General features: G+C 68.5%; 13 protein-coding genes. 8 read left to right on the top strand and 5 right to left on the bottom strand.

From position 1 onward, the window contains the following. Positions 1–64 precede the first annotated feature (64 nt). From DIE02_RS34025 to DIE02_RS34010, 4 genes are all read right to left on the bottom strand, one after another. Entirely contained in the window at positions 65–1,471 is a 1,407-nt protein-coding gene (locus tag DIE02_RS34025) for an MFS transporter (protein ID WP_124530272.1), read from the bottom strand. Between the two features lie 115 nt (positions 1,472–1,586). Further along, on the bottom strand, positions 1,587–2,429 hold the full coding sequence (locus DIE02_RS34020; protein WP_124530271.1) for a sugar phosphate isomerase/epimerase: 843 nt from the start codon (positions 2,427–2,429) through the stop codon (positions 1,587–1,589). Between the two features lie 39 nt (positions 2,430–2,468). Further along, entirely contained in the window at positions 2,469–3,080 is a 612-nt protein-coding gene (locus DIE02_RS34015; RefSeq protein WP_124530270.1) for an NIPSNAP family protein, read from the bottom strand. Next, the gene (locus DIE02_RS34010; protein ID WP_124530269.1) at positions 3,077–4,822 is read right to left on the bottom strand and encodes an FAD-dependent oxidoreductase; all 1,746 of its coding nucleotides are present in this window, start codon (positions 4,820–4,822) and stop codon (positions 3,077–3,079) included. The genes DIE02_RS34015 and DIE02_RS34010 overlap by 4 nt, the downstream gene beginning before the upstream one ends. Before the next feature lie 138 nt (positions 4,823–4,960). Between DIE02_RS34010 and DIE02_RS34005 the strand changes: the two genes are divergently transcribed. After that, positions 4,961–5,857, top strand: a complete 897-nt coding sequence (locus DIE02_RS34005) for an NAD(P)-dependent oxidoreductase (protein ID WP_124530268.1) — start codon at positions 4,961–4,963, stop codon at positions 5,855–5,857. 21 nt (positions 5,858–5,878) lie between these two features. Here DIE02_RS34005 and DIE02_RS34000 read toward each other — a convergent pair whose 3' ends face one another. Then, a complete protein-coding gene (locus DIE02_RS34000) occupies positions 5,879–6,925 on the bottom strand; it encodes a Gfo/Idh/MocA family protein (protein ID WP_124530267.1) in 1,047 nt (348 codons plus the stop codon). A gap of 214 nt (positions 6,926–7,139) precedes the next feature. Here DIE02_RS34000 and DIE02_RS33990 point away from each other — a divergent pair, with 214 nt between their 5' ends. The 7 genes from DIE02_RS33990 (at position 7,140) to DIE02_RS33960 (ending at position 17,410) form a co-directional block, all read left to right on the top strand. Then, on the top strand, positions 7,140–8,438 hold the full coding sequence (locus DIE02_RS33990) for an ABC transporter substrate-binding protein (protein ID WP_124530266.1): 1,299 nt from the start codon (positions 7,140–7,142) through the stop codon (positions 8,436–8,438). A 108-nt stretch (positions 8,439–8,546) separates the two neighbouring features. After that, positions 8,547–9,416, top strand: coding sequence for a branched-chain amino acid ABC transporter permease (locus DIE02_RS33985; RefSeq protein WP_124522696.1), 870 nt, complete (start codon positions 8,547–8,549; stop codon positions 9,414–9,416). Beyond that, positions 9,413–11,968 (top strand): branched-chain amino acid ABC transporter ATP-binding protein/permease, encoded by a 2,556-nt coding sequence (locus tag DIE02_RS33980; protein WP_124522694.1) that lies wholly within the window; start codon positions 9,413–9,415, stop codon positions 11,966–11,968. The genes DIE02_RS33985 and DIE02_RS33980 overlap by 4 nt, the downstream gene beginning before the upstream one ends. Beyond that, the gene (locus DIE02_RS33975) at positions 11,965–12,807 is read left to right on the top strand and encodes a shikimate dehydrogenase (RefSeq protein WP_124530265.1); all 843 of its coding nucleotides are present in this window, start codon (positions 11,965–11,967) and stop codon (positions 12,805–12,807) included. Before DIE02_RS33980 ends, DIE02_RS33975 begins: the two co-directional genes overlap by 4 nt. Before the next feature lie 252 nt (positions 12,808–13,059). Then, positions 13,060–14,850, top strand: a complete 1,791-nt coding sequence (locus tag DIE02_RS33970) for an FAD-binding protein (protein ID WP_124530264.1) — start codon at positions 13,060–13,062, stop codon at positions 14,848–14,850. A 62-nt stretch (positions 14,851–14,912) separates the two neighbouring features. Beyond that, entirely contained in the window at positions 14,913–15,743 is an 831-nt protein-coding gene (locus DIE02_RS33965) for an aldo/keto reductase (RefSeq protein WP_124522688.1), read from the top strand. A 419-nt stretch (positions 15,744–16,162) separates the two neighbouring features. After that, positions 16,163–17,410 carry an ROK family protein gene (locus DIE02_RS33960; RefSeq protein WP_124522686.1) on the top strand — a complete coding sequence of 416 codons (1,248 nt, stop codon included), beginning with the start codon at positions 16,163–16,165 and terminating at the stop codon, positions 17,408–17,410. The last annotated feature ends 63 nt before the right edge of the window (positions 17,411–17,473 follow it).

Raw genomic sequence — 17,473 nt, 5'->3', positions numbered from 1 at the left:
ATTCCATACTGGAATTCAAGAGAATTTGCGCGACGCCGCCCCCACCGTGGCGCCGCGCTCGCCGTCAGTGGCCGGCAGCCCCGCTCACGGCCACGAACCTCCCGCGATGGCGCGCGCCCTTGAGCAGCACCGCCGCGCCGCCCACGGCGGCAGGCACCGCAAGCGCCGCGAAGACCTGGCCGAAGCTCCAGTTCGCATGGAGCATGGCCGCGCCCAGCATCGCGCCCGCGATGCCGCCGAAACGGCCGACCCCGAGCATCCAGCTCGTCCCGGTGGCCCGCATTTCGGTCGGATAGGAGCCGGCCGCCAGCGCGCAGAAGCCCGTATTCGAACCGTTCATGCAGTACCCGATGCCGAACGCGAGCACGCAGATGACGCCGAACGGATGAGCCGACACACCCATGTACCAGGCCAGCGCGCCGCCGGCGAGCACGGTCGCGCCGAGCGCGGCGTGCGGATTGAACCGGTCCATCTGCCAGCCGATCAGCAACGAGCCGACCGTTCCGCCCGCCTGGAACAGCGCGCCGACGATCGCCGCCTCGGCCAGCGAAAAACCCAGACCGCGAATCAGCGTCGGCAGCCAGTTGCCGAGCAGATAGACGGTCAGCAATCCCGCGAAGTAGCAGATCCACAGCATCACCGTGCCGAACGCATGTTCGCGCGACAGAATCGCGCGAACGGGGCTACGCACGTCGCGCGCCGGTTCGGCGGACACGAACCGCGTCCGTGCGTCGGCGACCGCCGGCTGTATGCGATTCAGCACGCCGATGAGCCGTGCGCGGCGCCGCTCCGACAGCGCGAGATACCGTGCCGATTCCGGCAGCCATTTGACGAGGATGGGCACGTACGCGATCGGCAGCACGCCGCCGAGCAGCAGGACCGAATGCCAGCCCCACGTTTCGATCATCCACGCGCTCACGAAACCGCCGCCCGCCGCGCCGAAGGTGAAGCCGCAGAACACGGCCGTCACCATCAGCGCGCGCCGCCGCGGCGGCGCATATTCAGCCATCAGCGTGGCCGCATTCGGCATCGACGCGCCCAGGCCGATGCCGGTCAGGAAGCGCAGCACCGTCAGCGACACCACGCCGGTCGCAAACGCCGATGCAATGCTCCACAGGCCGAAGAACATCACCGCGCTGACCATCACCGTCTTGCGGCCGAAGCGGTCGGACATCGGGCCGGCCGTGAGCGCGCCGAACGCGAGGCCGAGCAGGCCACCGCTCATCACGGGGCCCAGCGCGTCACGCGGAATCGACCACGCGCCGGAAATCGACGGCGCGATGAAGCCGATCATTACCGTGTCGAGCCCGTCGAGCATCACGATCAGCATGCACAACACCAGCACGAGCCACTGGAACCGGCCCACCGGCCGCGTATCGAGAAATTGCTGAACGTCGAGCGAGCGCGTGTCTTTCGATTCGCTATCCTGAATGAAATGTTTCGGCCGTCGGGCCGTCTGCGAGGAAGTCATGCTGATGTCTCCGGAGATGCTGTTCTTGTTGTCGTATCGAATGCCCGATCCGCGCGCCGGCGCGATGCCTGGCGCCGATCGGGCCCGTTGCGTCGAGAAGGCGGCCGCCGCGCGATCAGGCCGGCACGGCCGCCGCATCGATCACGGCAACGGTGGCTTCACGCAGGCGGCGCGCGCGCTCGACGGCAGGCGTCGTCTTCGCCCACGCTTCGTTCGGCACCTCGACGCTCACCGGCAGGTGAGCGGGCAGCGCGCGCAGGATGCCCGCAAGGTCGAGACCGCCCTCGCCCGGCACCATCCGCGCGCAGCGTGCCTGGAACAGCAGCGTGTCGACGTCGGTCGGCCGTTCGGCCGGCGCATCGCAGAACTGGACGTAGCCGAAGTACGCGTGCGGCAACGCGCGCAACGCGCGCAACGCGTCGAGCGACGAGCCGGTACGATCGAAGTGGATCGGATCGACGATCAATCCGGTGTTGCGCCGGCCGCACGCGTCGACAATGCGCGCGCCGGCGCCGATGTCCTTCACGTCGGTCCACGGCATCGGCTCCAGCGACGGCGACAGGCCGAGCGGCGCGGCCAGGTCGCACAGCCGGCCGAGCCGGTCGACGGTGCGCGCCTCGTCGGGATCGTTGCCGGCCACGAGGACGTAGCGCGCGCCGAGCTCCGCCGCCGTTTCGAGCATCGGCAGGTAGTGCATCACGTCGGTATCGGGCTTCAGGCGCGCGATCTCGACGTCGAGCACACGCATGCCCGTATCGCGCAGGACCGCCAGCGTTTCGCGCCTGAGCGGCGTATCGCCGACGATCTCGTGGCGAACCTCGGTGTCGGTGGCCGGCAGCAGTCGCAGGCCGACGTAGTCGTAGCCGGCGTCGACGGCGCATCGCACCATCTGCGGCGGGCTCAGTTCGAGCACGGTCAGCGCCGACAGCGACAGCGCGCGGAATTGAGGCTGGGTCATATCGTCTCCTTGAGCGTCATGGCGCAATACGCGGCACGTTCAGCGCAACGGCGAAAACGGCGCGGGCACGCAGATCGTCGATTCCATGGTCGTGAGGTGGGCCGGGCCGCCCTTCGGCGGCCAGATGCCGTCCTTGACCGCTTCGGCGCGAATGCGCGAGCGCTCGTCCACGCTCGCATACGGCCAGATGTTCAGGAACCGCGGCGTGTCGCCGTCGAGCGCATACATCGCGCCGACCAGCGGCGAGCGGCGGGTGCGCTCCGGCACCGCCTGCTCCCACACGTCGATCGTGTGCTGCAGGCTGCCGAGCTTCGTGCCATATACGCGCATCTCGTAGATGCCGCCGTGCACGGCCGGTTCGATCGGCGGCAGGAACGGGAACAGCGCATAGCTGGCCGTCTTCACGTCGATGATCGATTCGCCGCAGCGGAACGGGTTGCCTTCGAGCAGCATCCGTTTGCGCTCGGCGACGAGCGCGGCCTCCGATTCATAACCGCGCAGCACCAGCACCTGACCGAGCGTGCCGATGTCCGAGTACCACGCGCCGAGCAGCCTGCCGCCGTGCGGATCGCCGCTGGCCTGAATCCCTTCGAAGACCTGCGCGTTCGCGCCGATCTTCACCGTGAGCGTCACTACGTCATACAGTCTCATTGCGTTGTCCTCGAGGATGAATCGATGCCGGCACGCGCGGGTTCGGGCGCGGCGTCGGCGAGAGAAAGGCCGGCGAGATAACCGAACGTCATCGCCGGGCCGAGTGTGATGCCGCCGCTGGGATAGCAGCCGCCCATCATGCTGGCAGAATCGTTGCCGACCGCGTAGAGGCCGGCGATCGCACGGCCGGCGTGGTCGAGCACGCGCGCGTCGCGGTCGGTGGCCAGGCCCGCGAACGTGCCGAGGCTGCCCGGCAGCAGCTTCACCGCATAGAACGGCCCCGCGTCGATCGGCGCGAGACACGGGTTCGGCTGCCGGTCGGCATCGCCCTGCACGCGGTTGTACGGCGTCGAGCCCTTGTGAAACGCCGGATCGCAACCCTGCTTCGCGTACTGGTTGTAGGCCGATACCGTGTCCACCAGCGAAGCGGCGTCGATTCCGCATTCGCGCGCGAGCGCGTCGAGCGTCGCGCCGCGCTTCAGATAGCCCGAGCGCCGGTACGGGCCGGTCGGGAACGGAAACGGCTTCGAGAAACCGAGCCCATAGCGCCGCTGAAAGCGATGGTCGCAGACGAGCCACGCGCATACTTCCTCGCCGGCCAGCGTCGTGTCGAGCAGCGCGGCAATGAAGTCGTGATACGACGATGCCTCGTTCACGAAGCGCTTGCCCGCGCGTGTCACCGCGATCACGCCCGGCTTCGCGCGTTCGATCAGATGCGGAAACGCAACGGCGTCGCCGCCCGGTTGCGGCACCAGCGAAACGGGCGCCCACGCGGCCGGCGCATCGAGCGACCGGTCGAAATGCGCACCGATCGATTCGCCGAGCCGGATCCCGTCGCCGGTATTGCAGAGCGGCGCCGCCGACCAGTGTTCGCGGCCCGACGGCGTATACGCGAACGTCTGCGCACGCCGCGCCTGATCGTGAGGGAAGCCTCCGCAAGCCAGCACGACGCCGCGCGCCGCGCGCACCTCGTGCACGATGCCGTCGATCGCCACGCGGGCGCCGATCACGCGCACGTCGTCGCGCAGCAGGCCGATCGCCTTCGCATGGGTGCGCAGGTCGACCCCGCGATCGGCGGCCGACTTCAACAGGCGCGCGACGAGCGCATTGCCGTTGACGAGATGCATCGAGCGCCCGTAACGCAGCTTGTGCCACGCGAACGCGGCCAGCCGGCGGCCGACATGCAGCGCGGAGCTCAGCGAGCGCGTCGCGCGATAGAAATGCGCGAGATCCTGGCCGGACGCGAGTGCCATCCCCTTGAGCGTCGTCACCGACAGCGGTGTGCGCAGCTTGTCGATCAGCGGGCCCAGTTCACGGCCGTCGTACGGCATCGCGCAGACCGAGCGCCCGCCCGTGCCGGCGCCCGGCGTGGTGTGGAAATCGGGAATGCGGTTGCCGTCGACGAAGCGCAGCGCCGTGTTCCGCTCGAAGAATTCGATCATCTCCGGGCCGCGTTCGAGCAGCGCATCGGCCTTCGCCGCATCGAACTGCGCGCCCAGCTCGTTCTTCAGGTACGTGCGCGGCGCATCGATGTCCTCGCGAATGCCGGCACGCGTCGCGAGCGGATTGCGCGGAATCCACATCCATCCGCCCGACCACGCGGTGGTGCCGCCGAACACGGCCTCCTTCTCGGCGACGATCACGCCCAGGCCCCGCGCCGCCGCCGTGACGGCCGCCGCGAGGCCGCCCGCGCCGGAGCCCAGTACCAGCACGTCGCAATCGAGTATCGGTTCACGCTTCATGTTCAGTCCTGCCCGTTCAGTATCTCCAACGCCGGATGCGACACGATCGCCACGTCTATGGAATATCATTGCGAAGTGGAATACTATTCCACTCAATCGGATTTCGCAAAGACTTTGTGACGACAGGGAGGCAACGCAATGCGAGTACTGGTAACGGGCGGCAGCGGTTTTCTCGGCGCATGGATCATCAGGAGGCTGCTGGCGCGCGGCATGGAATGCGTGAGCTTCGACGTGCGCACGAACCCGCGCCTCGTCGAGGCGCTCGCGCCCGAACGGGCTGCGGCCGTACGCTGGCGCACCGGCGACATCGCCGACGCGGCCGCCACGGCGCACGCCTTCGACGGCTGCGACGCGGCGATCCATCTCGCAGGCATCCTCACGCCCGACTGCGCGGCCGATCCCGTGCGCGGCGCGCGGGTCAACCTGATCGGCACGCTGAACGTATTCGAGGCCGCACGCTCGGCCGGGCTGCGACGCGTGCTCTATGCGAGCAGCGCCGGCGTATTCGGCCCCGACGACGGCGCCGTGCCGTTGCCGCAAACCCACTACGGCGCGTTCAAGCTTGCGTGCGAAGGATCGGCACGCGCGTACTGGCACGACCACGGGATCGCGAGCGTGGGCTTCCGTCCGCTCGTGGTCTATGGGGCCGGACGCGAGACCGGATCGAGCGCGGGGCCGAGCCTGGCCTGTCGGGCGGCCGCGCGCGGCGAGCGCTACACGATTCCGTTTACCGGCGCGACGGGCCTCATGTTCGCCGACGACGTCGCCGCCGCTTACGAGGCCGCGCTGCTGGCCGACATCGAAGGCGCACACGCCTTCACGCTGGCGGGCGAGATCACCCCGGTGAACACGCTGATCGAACGGATCGCGGCCCTCGTGCCGGGTGCGCACATCGATGCCGGCGGCCCGCCGCTGCCGATCGCGACGGCGTTCCCCGACGACCCCGCGCTCGACCGCCTGCTGCCCGGCCTGCCGCGGACCGCGCTCGACGACGGACTGCGGCAGACGGTGGCGTTCTACCGGCGCCAGCGCTAGGCCGGCGCCCGCTACCCGCGGCTACGCGACGACGTCCGCGGGTGCAACGCCCGTGCGCGTCGCAGCCGCGCGATGCACGGCGAGCGTCGCCGCGAGCGTGCGCGCGGCGTCGTCGGCCGGACACAGCGGCGCCTCGGCGCCCGCGATCACCGCCGCGAAGTGGCGCAACTGCTCGTGATACGGATCGGCGCCATGCGGCGTGCAGCGCTCGACCGTCAATGGATCGTGCCAGCCCTTCCCGCTGCGGTATTCCCACAGATCGAGCTGCGGCAGCGTGAGCGAGGCATCGGTGCCGATCAGGAAATGCGTGTTCACCTGCTGGCGCGGATAGTGCGCGGCCTCGCCCGCCGCGAGATCCCAGTTCCACGGCGAGGTCGCGCAGTCGGACACGGCCAGCGTGCCGAGCGCGCCGCTGTCGAAGCGCAGCAGCACGGCGGCCGTGTCTTCCACGTCGAAACCGCGCACGCGATTGGACGCCTGGGCCTGCACCTCGACGATCTCGCCGAGCAGGAACCGCATGATGTCGATGTCGTGAATCAGGTTGATCAACACCGGGCCGCCGCCCGCGCGACGACGCCATTCGATGTCGAAATACGCGTCGGGCTTGTAGAACGTCGCGAGCGCATTGGCCGCGACGGGTTTGCCGAGCCGCCCCGACTGCACGATCTCTCGCGCGCGCCGCAAGACCGGATTGTGGCGGCGATGATGGCCGACCAGCAGCGGCACACCGGCCTCGCGTGCGGCGCGACCGAGGCCCGCCGCCGCCGCGACGCTGTCCGACACCGGCTTCTCGATCAGCGCCGGCACGCCGCGCGCGATGCAGGCAAGGCCGACCTCGACATGCGTCGCATTCGGCGTCGCGACGATCGCGCCGTCCGGGCGCATCGCGTCGAGCATCGTCGCGTAGTCGGCGAACCAGCGCAGCCCCTCGGCACGCGCGAACTGCTCGGCCGCCGGCGACGGATCGGCGATCGCCGCGACTTCCACCTGCGCATGCGTGCGCGCGCGCTCCACGTGCATCCGCCCGATTGCGCCTGCACCGATCACTGCCAGCCGTCTTCTTGCCATCGCTTCATCTCCGTTGTGCGGGGCGTACGTGTCGCGTCGAGCCGTTCGTCTTCCGGATCGACCGGGTGAATACCCCGATTTATTGAAACCATCTTTGATTGTTGAATGCTATTCCACTTCTAACCAGAATTCACGAAAATTCGACACGTGTCGCGCGGCCCGCCCACGGACCGCACGGAATCGAACCTTGACCAGGAAACAGGAGGCCAGACACATGACTGATCAGCACGAGCAGAACGACACCCTTTCCGGCGCCCCGGCAGACGTGCCCGACCACCCGGCGGCGTCGCGCCGCGCGTGGCTCGTCACCGCGGGCAAGGCGCTCGCGGGCGGGGCCGCGGCGCTCGCCGCGCCGGCGATCGTGCGCGCGCAGGGCGAGCAACCGCTGAAGCTGGGCCTGCTGATGGCCAAGCAGGGCGTGTGGACCGAACAAGGCGAAGTGATCGCGAACGGCGTCAAGCTCGCGCTCGAGGAGGCGGGCAACCAGGCGCGCGGCCGGCGCGTCGATCTCGTCTGGTACGACGAACCGAACCCGCAGTCGGCGCAGCAGAACATGCAGAAGCTCGTCGAGCAGGACCACGCGATCGCGGTGATCGGCGGCACGAACAGCGGCACGTCGCTCGCGATGTCGTCGGTCGCATGGCGCACCAGGACGCCTTACATCGCGCCGAACGCCGCCGCGCGCGAGCTGACCGGCAGCAGTTGCAACCCGTACACGTTCCGCGTGCTGAGCCCGACGCCCGTCGCATGCCGCGCACTCGCGCCGTCGATGCTCGCGATCGGCAAGAAATGGCACTTCCTCGTCGCGAACTATGCGTACGGGCAGGACATTCAGCGCGCGATGTCCGACTTGTTGAAACAGGCCGGCGGCGTCATTACCGGCGCCGACGTCACGCCGCTCAACACCACCGACTTCAGCTCGTTCATCCTGAAGATCCGCCAGTCGAAACCCGATGTCGTGCTGCTCGGGCTGCCGGGCGGCGACCTGTCGACGTTCCTGAAGCAATACGCGGAAATGGGCATGAAAGGCCGCATCCCGGTGGCGTGCCCGATCATCGGCGACTCGGATCTCTGGTCGATCAACGCCGACGCCGCCACCGGCTACTACGGCAAGCCGTGGCATTTCAGCTCGCCGGGCCATGCGCCGGAAGAAGTTGCGTTCATCAGGAAGTACACGGCGAAGTACGGCAAGCCGCCGGCCGACAAGGCCTGGATCGGCTGGTTCACGGCGCGCGCACTGCTGCAGGCGATCAACCACGCGAAGAGCACGTCCGGCGCGGACATCGTGCAGAGCCTGGAGACCATTCAGCTCGCCGACGGCAGCGGCGCCGCCTACTTCCGCCCGTGGGACCACCAGTTGTTGCGGCGCTGGAGCGTGTTCAAGGTGAAGGACCGGATCGGCGACAAATGGGACTGGCTCGACCCGATCTCCGTCGTGCCGCAGAACCCCGGCGACCTCGACCGTCTCTTCGGCACACGCGAGGAGATCGGCTGCAAGATGGCCGCGCGCTGAGCCCGCGCGCCGCCGCCCCAAGCGTATCCCGCGCGCGTCGCGGCCCGCCGCTCGCCCGTCACGACGGGCCGCGGCGCGGCGCGGCGAGCCGCACTCTGGAGTAAGGGCATGGCTGAAATGTTGTTGTCCCAGGTCGCCAACGGACTGGTGCTGGGGTTCCTCTATGTATTGCTCGCGATCGGACTGTCGATCATCTGCGGGCTGCTGGGCATCGTGAATTTCGCGCATGGCGCGCTCTTCGCGCTCGGCGCGTATTTCGCGATCGCACTGTCGACGCAGTTCGGATGGGCCGCCGTCGCGCTCGCACCGGTGCTCGTCGCGGCGGTGGGCGTGCTGATCGAAGTGGTGTTCATCCGGCGCCTGTACGGCAAGGAGCCGCTCCTCGGCCTGATCGTCACGTTCGCGCTGTCGCTGCTGCTCACCGCACTGGTTCGCCTCGTGTGGGGCGCGGGCGGGCTGCCGTTCAGTCCGCCCGGGATGCTCAACGGGTTTCTCGTATACGGGCCGCTGCTGATCACGAAGTATCGGCTGTTCGTGCTCGCCGCGACGATCGCGATCCTCGTCGTGCTGTGGTGGTTCATGAACTACACGCCATACGGGCGGATCCTGCGCGCCGGCAGCCGCGATCCTGAAATGGTCGGCCTGCTCGGCATCAACCTGCCGCGCGTGCTGACCGGCGCGTTCGCGCTCGGCGCGCTGCTCGCGGGTGCCGCGGGCGTGCTCGCGGCGCCGCTCGTCACGGTCACGCCGGGGATGGCGACGACCGCCGTGATGCCCGCGTTCGTGATCGTCACGATCGGCGGGCTCGGCTCGTTCGCCGGCGCGGTGGTCGCCGGCCTGCTGGTCGGCATCGCAACCGCGCTGGCCGTCCAGTTCTTTCCGGCGGGCTCGTCGGTCGCGATGTACGCGCTGATGGCACTCGTCCTTCTCGTGCGCCCTCGCGGGCTGTTTGGTGAACGCTGGGAGCGCTTCGAATGAAATTCGATTATCTGACCCGCCATCCGGTTGCAGTGCTGACCACCGCGCTCGTCCTCGTGTCGCTTGCCCTCACCGCGACCGGCACGCCGCTCGAGCGCGCAACCCAGATCGCGATCTACACGCTCTACGGGATGGGCGTGAACCTGCTGGTCGCGTATACGGGGCTCGTCCCGTTCGGCGCATCGGTGTTCTTCGGCACGGCCACGTACCTGGTCGCCGTGTCGCTGCTGCGCGTGCTGGGCAACGAGTTGCTCGCGCTGGCGGCCACCGTGATCGTGACGACCGTGCTCGCCGCGCTGATCGGCGCGGTTGTGTTGCGCCGGCGTGGGCTCTACTTCTCGCTGCTCACCCTCGCCTGTTCGCAGATCGCGTTCGAGATCGCGTTCAAGTGGACCGACGTGACCGGCGGTGAAAACGGCCTGCAGAACGTGCCGCGCCCGACCTTCCCGACGACCGTCGGCTTCCACGTATTCGCATGCGTGACGGTGATCGCCATCGCCTGTCTGCTATGGCGCCTCGTGCACGCGCCGTTCGGACGGGCGCTGCAGGCACTGCGCGACAACGAGCAGCGCGCGGCGAGCCTCGGCTACGACACGTATCGGCTCAAGCTGCGCGCGTTCGTGATCTCGGCTGCGGTGATCGGCTACGCGGGCGGCCTGCTGTGCCTGATGCTGCAGGGCGCGTACGCGAACAACCTGAGCTGGGAGCACGCGGGCGACAGCCTGCTGATGACCGTGCTCGGCGGTGTCCACCAGTTTCTCGGGCCGCTGTGGGGCGCGATCGCGTTCATCCTGCTCGAAGACAAGCTCAGCAGCCTGACCGAGCACTGGTGGCTGATCTTCGCGCCGATCGTCATCGCGTTCGCGTTCTTCTCGCCCGAGGGCATCCACGGCATCGCGCAGCGGCTGTTGCGACGTCCGCGCTGGACCCTCGTGCGCGACACGATTCCCGTGCGCCCCGCCACGATCGCGCCGTATCGCGCGGGCGGCGTCGAGACCGATCCCGCCACGCCCGTGCTGAGCGTGCGCGGATTGTCGAAGCGTTTCGGCTCGCTCGTGACCGCCGAACGGATCGACCTCGACGTCCATCCGTGCCGGCTGCACAGCTTCATCGGCCCGAACGGCGCGGGCAAGACCACGTTCTTCAACATGCTGACGGGCGTGCTGTCGCCGACGGCCGGCACGATCACGTTCGACGGCAAGGACGTGACGAAGCTCGCCATGTTCCGCCGCGTGCGGCTCGGCATGAGTCGCTCGTTCCAGATCCTCAGCGTATTTCGCAATCTCACCGTGTTCGAGAACGTGCGGGTCGCGGTGCAGGCCGCGCAGCACGATCGCCTCGGCCTCTGGCGCGACGCGCACACGCTCGGCGAACAGAACGAGATGACCTGGTCGCTGCTCGCGGCGGTCGGGCTGACCGAGCGCGCGGCGCATGGTTGCGAAAGCCTGTCGCACGGCGAGCAGCGCCTGCTCGAAATCGCGCTGTCGCTCGCGACTCGCGCACGCCTGCTGCTGCTCGACGAGCCGCTCGCGGGGCTTGCCGAAGCCGACCGCGTGCGCGTGGCGGCGATCATCCGCGAACTGGCGAACCATCACGCGGTGCTGCTGATCGAGCACGACATCGATCGCGTGCTGACGATTTCCGATCGCGTCAGCGTGCTCCATCGCGGCCGGCTGATCGCCGACGGCTCGCCGGCCGAAGTCGCGCGCCATCCCGAGGTGATCGAAGCCTACCTGGGCCACGCGAAGGGCGAGCGGCCGGTCGATGCGAGGCTGGCCGCCCGACGCGGCGTGCAGCACGAAGATGCCGCACCGGCGCGACGCCCGCTGCTGCGCCTCGAAGGCGTGAAGGCCGGTTATACCGGCAACACGATCCTCGACGGCATCGACCTCACGCTCCACGAAGGCGAAGTGATCGCGATCCTCGGACGCAACGGCGTCGGCAAGACGACGACGTTGCGCGCCGCGACCGGCGTCGCCGACGTGACGGCCGGGCGCATCGTGTTCGACGGCCACGACATCACCGGGCGCCCCGCGCACGAGATCAATCGTCTCGGCCTCGCGATGGTGCCCGAGGGCCGCCGCCTGTTCCCGAACCTCACGGTCGCCGAGAACCTGCGGCTCGCCGCACGCAAGGGCGGCGCGAGCGTCGACGAGATGTTCGCGCTGTTCCCGCGACTCGCGACGCGCAAGGATGCGCGCGCCGAACATCTGTCCGGCGGCGAACGACAGATGGTGGCGATCGCGCGCGCGCTGATGGCGCCGGCGAAGGCGATCCTGCTCGACGAACCGTTCGAGGGGCTCGCGCCCGCCGTCGTACAGGAAGTGCTCGACGCGGTAGTCAAGCTGCGCGAGCGCGCGAGCGTCGTGATCGTCGAGCACCAGGCCGACATGGTGCTGCCGATCGCGGATCGCGCGTACGTGCTCGTCAACGGTCGCGTCGCGCACGAAAGCAGCGCGGTCGCGCTCGAACAGGACACCGCCACCCAGGCGAAATTGCTCGGCATCGTACACGACGAGGCCGGTTCAACCCAGGAGATGAAAACAGCATGACAGCCCCCTTGACCCCGACCGCCCCGGTTTCGCTCGACGAAGGCCTGAGCGGTGCGACCCGCATTCATTTCATCGTCGGCGATCCGATCGCGCAGGTCCGTTCGCCGAAAGGCGTGACGGCCGCGCTGCGCGAGGCCGGACTCGACGCGCTGGTCGTTCCCGCTCATGTCGCACCGGCCGATCTTGCGGCGTTCTTCGCGGGCATCACACCGATGCGCAACGTCGACGGCGTGATCATCACCGTGCCGCACAAATTCAGCGCCGCCGGGTTCTGCTCGCGCCTGTCCGATGAAGCGGCATTCCTCGGCGCGGCGAATACGCTACGACGCACCGCCGAAGGCGGCTGGCACGGCGGCATGTTCGACGGCACCGGTTTCGTCGCCGCGCTCGGCGACGAAGGCTGCGACCTGCGCGGCAAGCGCGCACTGCTGGTCGGCGCGGGCGGCGCAGGCTCGGCAATCGGCCATGCGCTGGTGATGGCGGGTGTCACGTCGCTCGACGTGCGCGACAACGATGCCGGCCGCACCGCGTCGCTGGTCGAGCGGCTGGCCACGCTGCGACGCGGCACGGTGCGCGTCGCCGCCGCGGAGGTCGCAGCCGAATCGTTCGACGTGATCGTCAATGCGTCGCCGATGGGCATGCGGCCGGACGATCCGCTGCCCGTCGACGTCTCGCGCGTGCCGGCCACCGCGTTCGTCGGCGACGTCGTCACGAAACCGCCGCTCACGCCGTTCATCGAGGCGGCGCGTGCCCGCGGTTGCCGAACCGTCACGGGCACGCAGATGTTCGCGCGGGTCTGCGATCGAATGGTCGCATTCCTGGTCGATACCGCCGCCTGAGTGCATGTGGACAGGTCGCGATCGTCATGCGCGGCGCGGCCTGCCGAATCGTTTCCGCCGCGCCGGCGTCGACGCGCAGCCGGTGCAGGCATCGTGCACCCTGAATGAAGTCGCGCCTCGTCTTCCGGACATATTTCGGAACACCATTCCACTTTCTTTGTTATTGGAATAACATTCCACAAAGATCGAAGCCTCTTCCGCCGCGCGCACGAATCCGGACGTGCGGCGGAACGAAACGAAGGAGACGTGGACATGGCTGCAGTGCAACAGGGTTGGGACGAAGAGGTGGACCTGCTGGTGTTCGGCGCAGGTGCGGCGGGCATGACCGCCGCGCTCGTCGCGCATCACGAGGGGCTCGCCGTCCTGATTTGCGAAAAAACCGCCGCGGTGGGCGGCATCACGTCCACGTCGGGCGGCACAACGTGGGTGCCGGGCACACGCTTGAGCGTCGCCGCGGGCGTGCCCGACAGCGTCGACGATGCGCGCCGCTTCCTGCAGTCGGTGGTCGGCGCGCGCGGCGGCGACGACGCGCGCGAAGCATTTCTGCAAAGCGGCCCCGACGCGATCGACGAACTCGCGCGCATCAGCGACGTGAAGTTCGTCGCCGCCACCGCACATCCGGATTACGTCAACGGCCCGGGCGCGGCCTACGGCGGCCGGGCGCTCGTGCCCGCGCCGTTCGATGCGCGCGTGCTCGGCCGCGCGTTCGCGCGCGTGCGCCCGCCGCGCAAGGAATTCATGGGCCTCGGCGGCATGATGGTCGCGCGCGCCGACCTCAATGCGCTGCTCGCGCCGTTCGCGTCGGTCGCGAACTTCAAGCGCACGATCACGGTCGTCGGGCGCTATGCGATGGATCGCCTGCGCTTTCCGCGCGGCACGCAGCTGGTGATGGGCAACGCGCTCGCCGCCCGGCTCTATTACAGCCTGCTCAAACGCCAGGTCGAGATTCGCTTCGACACGCCGCTGCTCGAACTGGTACGCGAGAACGGCCGCGTCACCGGCGCCATCGTCACGACACCGGATGGCGGTCGCAAGCGAATCGGCGCGCGGCGCGGCGTGGTGCTCGCGACCGGCGGCATCACGCGCCATCCGTCGCTGCGCCGGCAGTTCTTCCCTGCCGCGGCCCAGCCGCTGTCGCTGTCGCCGAATACGCATACCGGCGACGGCGTCGACCGCGCACAGCGCGTCAATGCGCGGGTCGAAAACGGCGGCGACAGCCCGGGGCTATGGATGCCGTGTTCGATCCGCCGCGCACCGGGCGCCCCCACGGGCAGCGACGGCGACAGCGTCTGGCCGCACATCATTCTCGATCGCGCGAAGCCCGGCCTCATCGCGGTCAACAGCCGCGGCGAGCGCTTCGTCAACGAATCGAACTCATACCACGACTTCGTGATGGGCATGCTGCGCGACAGCGGCAACGGGCCGAGCGTGCCGGCCCATCTGATCGTCGATGCTGCGTTCATTCGCACATATGGCCTGGGCCTGCTGATGCCGGCGCGCAGTGCGGCCCGCATCGCCGAATTCGAACGCGCCGGCTATCTGGTGAAAGGTGCAACGCTGGCCGAGCTGGCGGCTAAGTTGCAGGTGGATGCGAACGGTCTGACGCGCACCGTCGCGGCCTACAATCGCGACGCCACCGAAGGGAGGGATCCGGCATTCCAGCGCGGCAGCAGCCCGATGAGCCGCTTCAACGGCGATCCGGCGCAACAGCCGAATCCGTGCATCCGCCCCATCGGCGCCGGCCCCTACTATGCGCTAACCGTATGGCCGGCCGATCTCGCGTGCAGCGCGGGGTTGAGCGGCACGGCGAACGGCGAGGTGATCGATGTCGACGGGCGCGTGATCCCCGGCCTGTTCGCGTGCGGCAACGATCTCGCGTCGATCTTTCGCGGCACGTACCCCGGCCCCGGCACGACGCTCGGCCCGGCCATCGTATTCGGCTGGCGCATCGCGAAGTTCGTCGCGCGACGCGAAGCGGCATCGACGGGCACATCACCCGCGGCCGCGGTGCACCGCTCGACCTGCGACAGCGCGCAACGCTGACGAACGCGCCGGCACGGCACGCGCAGGCCGCGCCGGCTCACCCCATCGAGAAGGAGTCGTTCATGCAACGCATCGTCAACCGCCATCGATTGAACATGCCGAAACTGGGGCTCGGCACATGGCCCATGCTCGGCGACGAATGCACGCGCGCGGTCGCGCTCGCACTGGAGTCGGGCTATCGCCATATCGATACCGCAGCCGCGTACGAGAACGAAGCGGCGGTCGGCAACGCCATCGCCGCTTCGAACGTCCCGCGCGAGCAGATTCACGTGACCAGCAAGGTATGGTGGGACAAGTTGAACCCCGAACGCATGCGGAAATCGCTCGACGACACCTTGCGCGCGCTGCGCTGCGACTACGTGGACCTGTTCCTGATCCACTGGCCGGCGCCCGACTGGAATCTTGCCGAGACGATCGACACGCTCGTTTCGTTCAAGGAGCAGGGACGCGCCCGCGCGATCGGCGTCGCGAACTTCCCGCTTGCGCTGTTGCGCGCCGTCGTCGAACAGATGCAGGCGCCACTGGCCGCGATACAGGTCGAGTATCACGTGCTGCTCGGTCAGGCGCGGCTGCTGCAATTCGCGCGCCAACATGACATGGCGCTGATCGCGTACAGCCCGCTCGCGCGCAACCGCGTGTCGGAGATCCCGGAACTGCAGCGGATCGCCGACAAGCATCGCGTGCTGCCGAGCCAGGTGGCGCTGAAATGGCTGCTCGACCAGCCGAACGTGGCCGCCGTGCCGAAGGCGGCCGGGCAACGCAATCAGCTCGCCAATCTGGCATCGCTCGACGTGAACCTGGACGACGCTGATCGGGCGCTGATCGCCGGCCTGCCGAAGAATCAGCGGCTCGTGAGTCCGGCGTTCGCGCCGCAGTGGGATCCGGCCATGTAAGGAACGGCGTGTGGGTCGGCAATCGTTGCGGGCACGGGATGAAATCGCGGCTTCGGCACGCCTGTCGCCCACGCCGCGCGGCCCCTTCACCTGGGTGCCGGCCCGATCACGGGCGCCGGAACCCGATCGGCGTCGACGAATCGCTCGACGCCGACAGACCGGAGATCGCACTGGCCAGCACTGGGGCTTTGCATCGCGCCTGCACCGCGAGCCAATGCCCGCAAGGCATTCAAATCCGGCCCCATAAATCAGAATTTGTGCCGGTCAACACCTGACCGATCGAGACCTGGCACCCGCCATCTTCCGCAAGCATGTCTTTCCGGGGTTTACCTAACTGACTGGACGCCGAACGCATGCTTAAATAAATCAACTTGATTTATTTAATGCGCCGAAAGCGGCGCCACATGGAGGGAGACGCCATGCGAAGCCCGCACATCGGCCAGGGCAGCAACTCGGTCAACGTGCGCCGTTACAACGAGCGCCTTTTGCTGAAGACGCTGCGCCGTACCGGCAGCGCGTCGAAGGCCGACCTCGCCCGCCACGCGAACATGACGAGTGCGGCTGTCGGCGGCATCATCGCGTCGCTCGCCGACGCGAAACTGATCGAATTCGCCGGCCGCACCGAAGGCCAGCGCGGCCAGCCGGCGTCGCTGATTCGTCTCGATCCCAATGGGGCATTCGGCATCGGCGTCCGCATCGACCGCATGCGCATCGAAACGGCGCTGGTCAACTTCGCGGGCGAGATCATCGGCCGCCGCTCCCACGACACCCTGCTCCCTCCGCCCGCGACCGTGCTCGAACTGGTTCGCAGCGACATCGAAGAGATGCAACTGCTGCTGCCCGCGCAGGATCGCGATCGGCTGGCGGGCGTCGGCGTGGCCCATCCGTTCAACCTGGGGAGCTGGCTGCGCGAACTCGGCCTGCCGGCCGAAGCCTTCCGCGCGTGGGCCGAGATCGACCTGGCCCGGGAACTCGCTAATGTCATTCCGCTGCCGGTGTTCAGCGAAAACGACGGCAATGCGGCCGCCATCGCCGAGCTCTTTTACGGCTGCGGCCGGCAACGCGACAATTTCGTCTATCTGTTCCTCGGACCGGTGATCGGCGGCGGGATCGCGATCGACGGCGACTGCCTGCACGGCCGCACCGGCAACGCCGGCGATTTCGCCGTGATGCCCGTACACCCGAGCCGCCTGCCCTCGGCGCCCGCGCCGCACGGCGCGTGGGACATCCTCCTGACGCGTGCATCGTTGAGCGCGCTGATTCGTCATCTGCGCCATTGCGGCGAGCAGGTCGAGAACCGCGCGGATCTCGACGACTGCATCGCACGCAACGTGCCGGCCGTCGACGAATGGATCGACGATTGCGTCGATGCGCTCGCGTTCGCGCTGCGCGGGGCGCTATCCGTACTCGATTTGCCGGTCGTCGTCCTTGATTCGGACGTCGATGCCGGCCTGCTCGACACGCTCATGCAACGCCTGGGCGTGGCGCTCGCCGACATCACGCCGGAAGCCCGCAGCGCGCCGGAACTCGTGCGCGGCTCGTTCGGCGCCGACGCCGGCGCGATCGGCGCCGCGACGCTGCCGATGTTCTTCAATTTCTCACCACGCTCCGGCATCCTGCGCGGTGCAGGCCTGGATACGCAAGAGGTCGCTTATGTCGCGTTCTGAGTCCCCCCGGCCGCTGCTCGAGATGCGCGGCATCAGCAAGACCTTCCCGGCCGTGCGCGCGCT

It is taken from the genome of Burkholderia sp. Bp8991 (assembly GCF_003853795.1).
GTDB lineage: Bacteria > Pseudomonadota > Gammaproteobacteria > Burkholderiales > Burkholderiaceae > Burkholderia.
This window is presented reverse-complemented; position numbering and strand designations above follow the sequence as displayed.

Bases quoted from the DNA above. Each gene is read 5' to 3' on its own strand.
- DIE02_RS33960 (WP_124522686.1), top strand. From the start codon at position 16,163: ATGCGAAGCCCGCACATCGGCCAGGGCAGCAACTCGGTCAACGTGCGC.
- DIE02_RS34005 (WP_124530268.1), top strand. From the start codon at position 4,961: ATGCGAGTACTGGTAACGGGCGGCAGCGGTTTTCTCGGCGCATGGATC.
- DIE02_RS34020 (WP_124530271.1), bottom strand. From the start codon at position 2,429: ATGACCCAGCCTCAATTCCGCGCGCTGTCGCTGTCGGCGCTGACCGTG.
- DIE02_RS33980 (WP_124522694.1), top strand. From the start codon at position 9,413: ATGAAATTCGATTATCTGACCCGCCATCCGGTTGCAGTGCTGACCACC.
- DIE02_RS33990 (WP_124530266.1), top strand. From the start codon at position 7,140: ATGACTGATCAGCACGAGCAGAACGACACCCTTTCCGGCGCCCCGGCA.
- DIE02_RS33965 (WP_124522688.1), top strand. From the start codon at position 14,913: ATGCAACGCATCGTCAACCGCCATCGATTGAACATGCCGAAACTGGGG.
- DIE02_RS33985 (WP_124522696.1), top strand. From the start codon at position 8,547: ATGGCTGAAATGTTGTTGTCCCAGGTCGCCAACGGACTGGTGCTGGGG.
- DIE02_RS33970 (WP_124530264.1), top strand. From the start codon at position 13,060: ATGGCTGCAGTGCAACAGGGTTGGGACGAAGAGGTGGACCTGCTGGTG.
- DIE02_RS34000 (WP_124530267.1), bottom strand. From the start codon at position 6,925: ATGGCAAGAAGACGGCTGGCAGTGATCGGTGCAGGCGCAATCGGGCGG.
- DIE02_RS33975 (WP_124530265.1), top strand. From the start codon at position 11,965: ATGACAGCCCCCTTGACCCCGACCGCCCCGGTTTCGCTCGACGAAGGC.
- DIE02_RS34025 (WP_124530272.1), bottom strand. From the start codon at position 1,471: ATGACTTCCTCGCAGACGGCCCGACGGCCGAAACATTTCATTCAGGAT.
- DIE02_RS34010 (WP_124530269.1), bottom strand. From the start codon at position 4,822: ATGAAGCGTGAACCGATACTCGATTGCGACGTGCTGGTACTGGGCTCC.
- DIE02_RS34015 (WP_124530270.1), bottom strand. From the start codon at position 3,080: ATGAGACTGTATGACGTAGTGACGCTCACGGTGAAGATCGGCGCGAAC.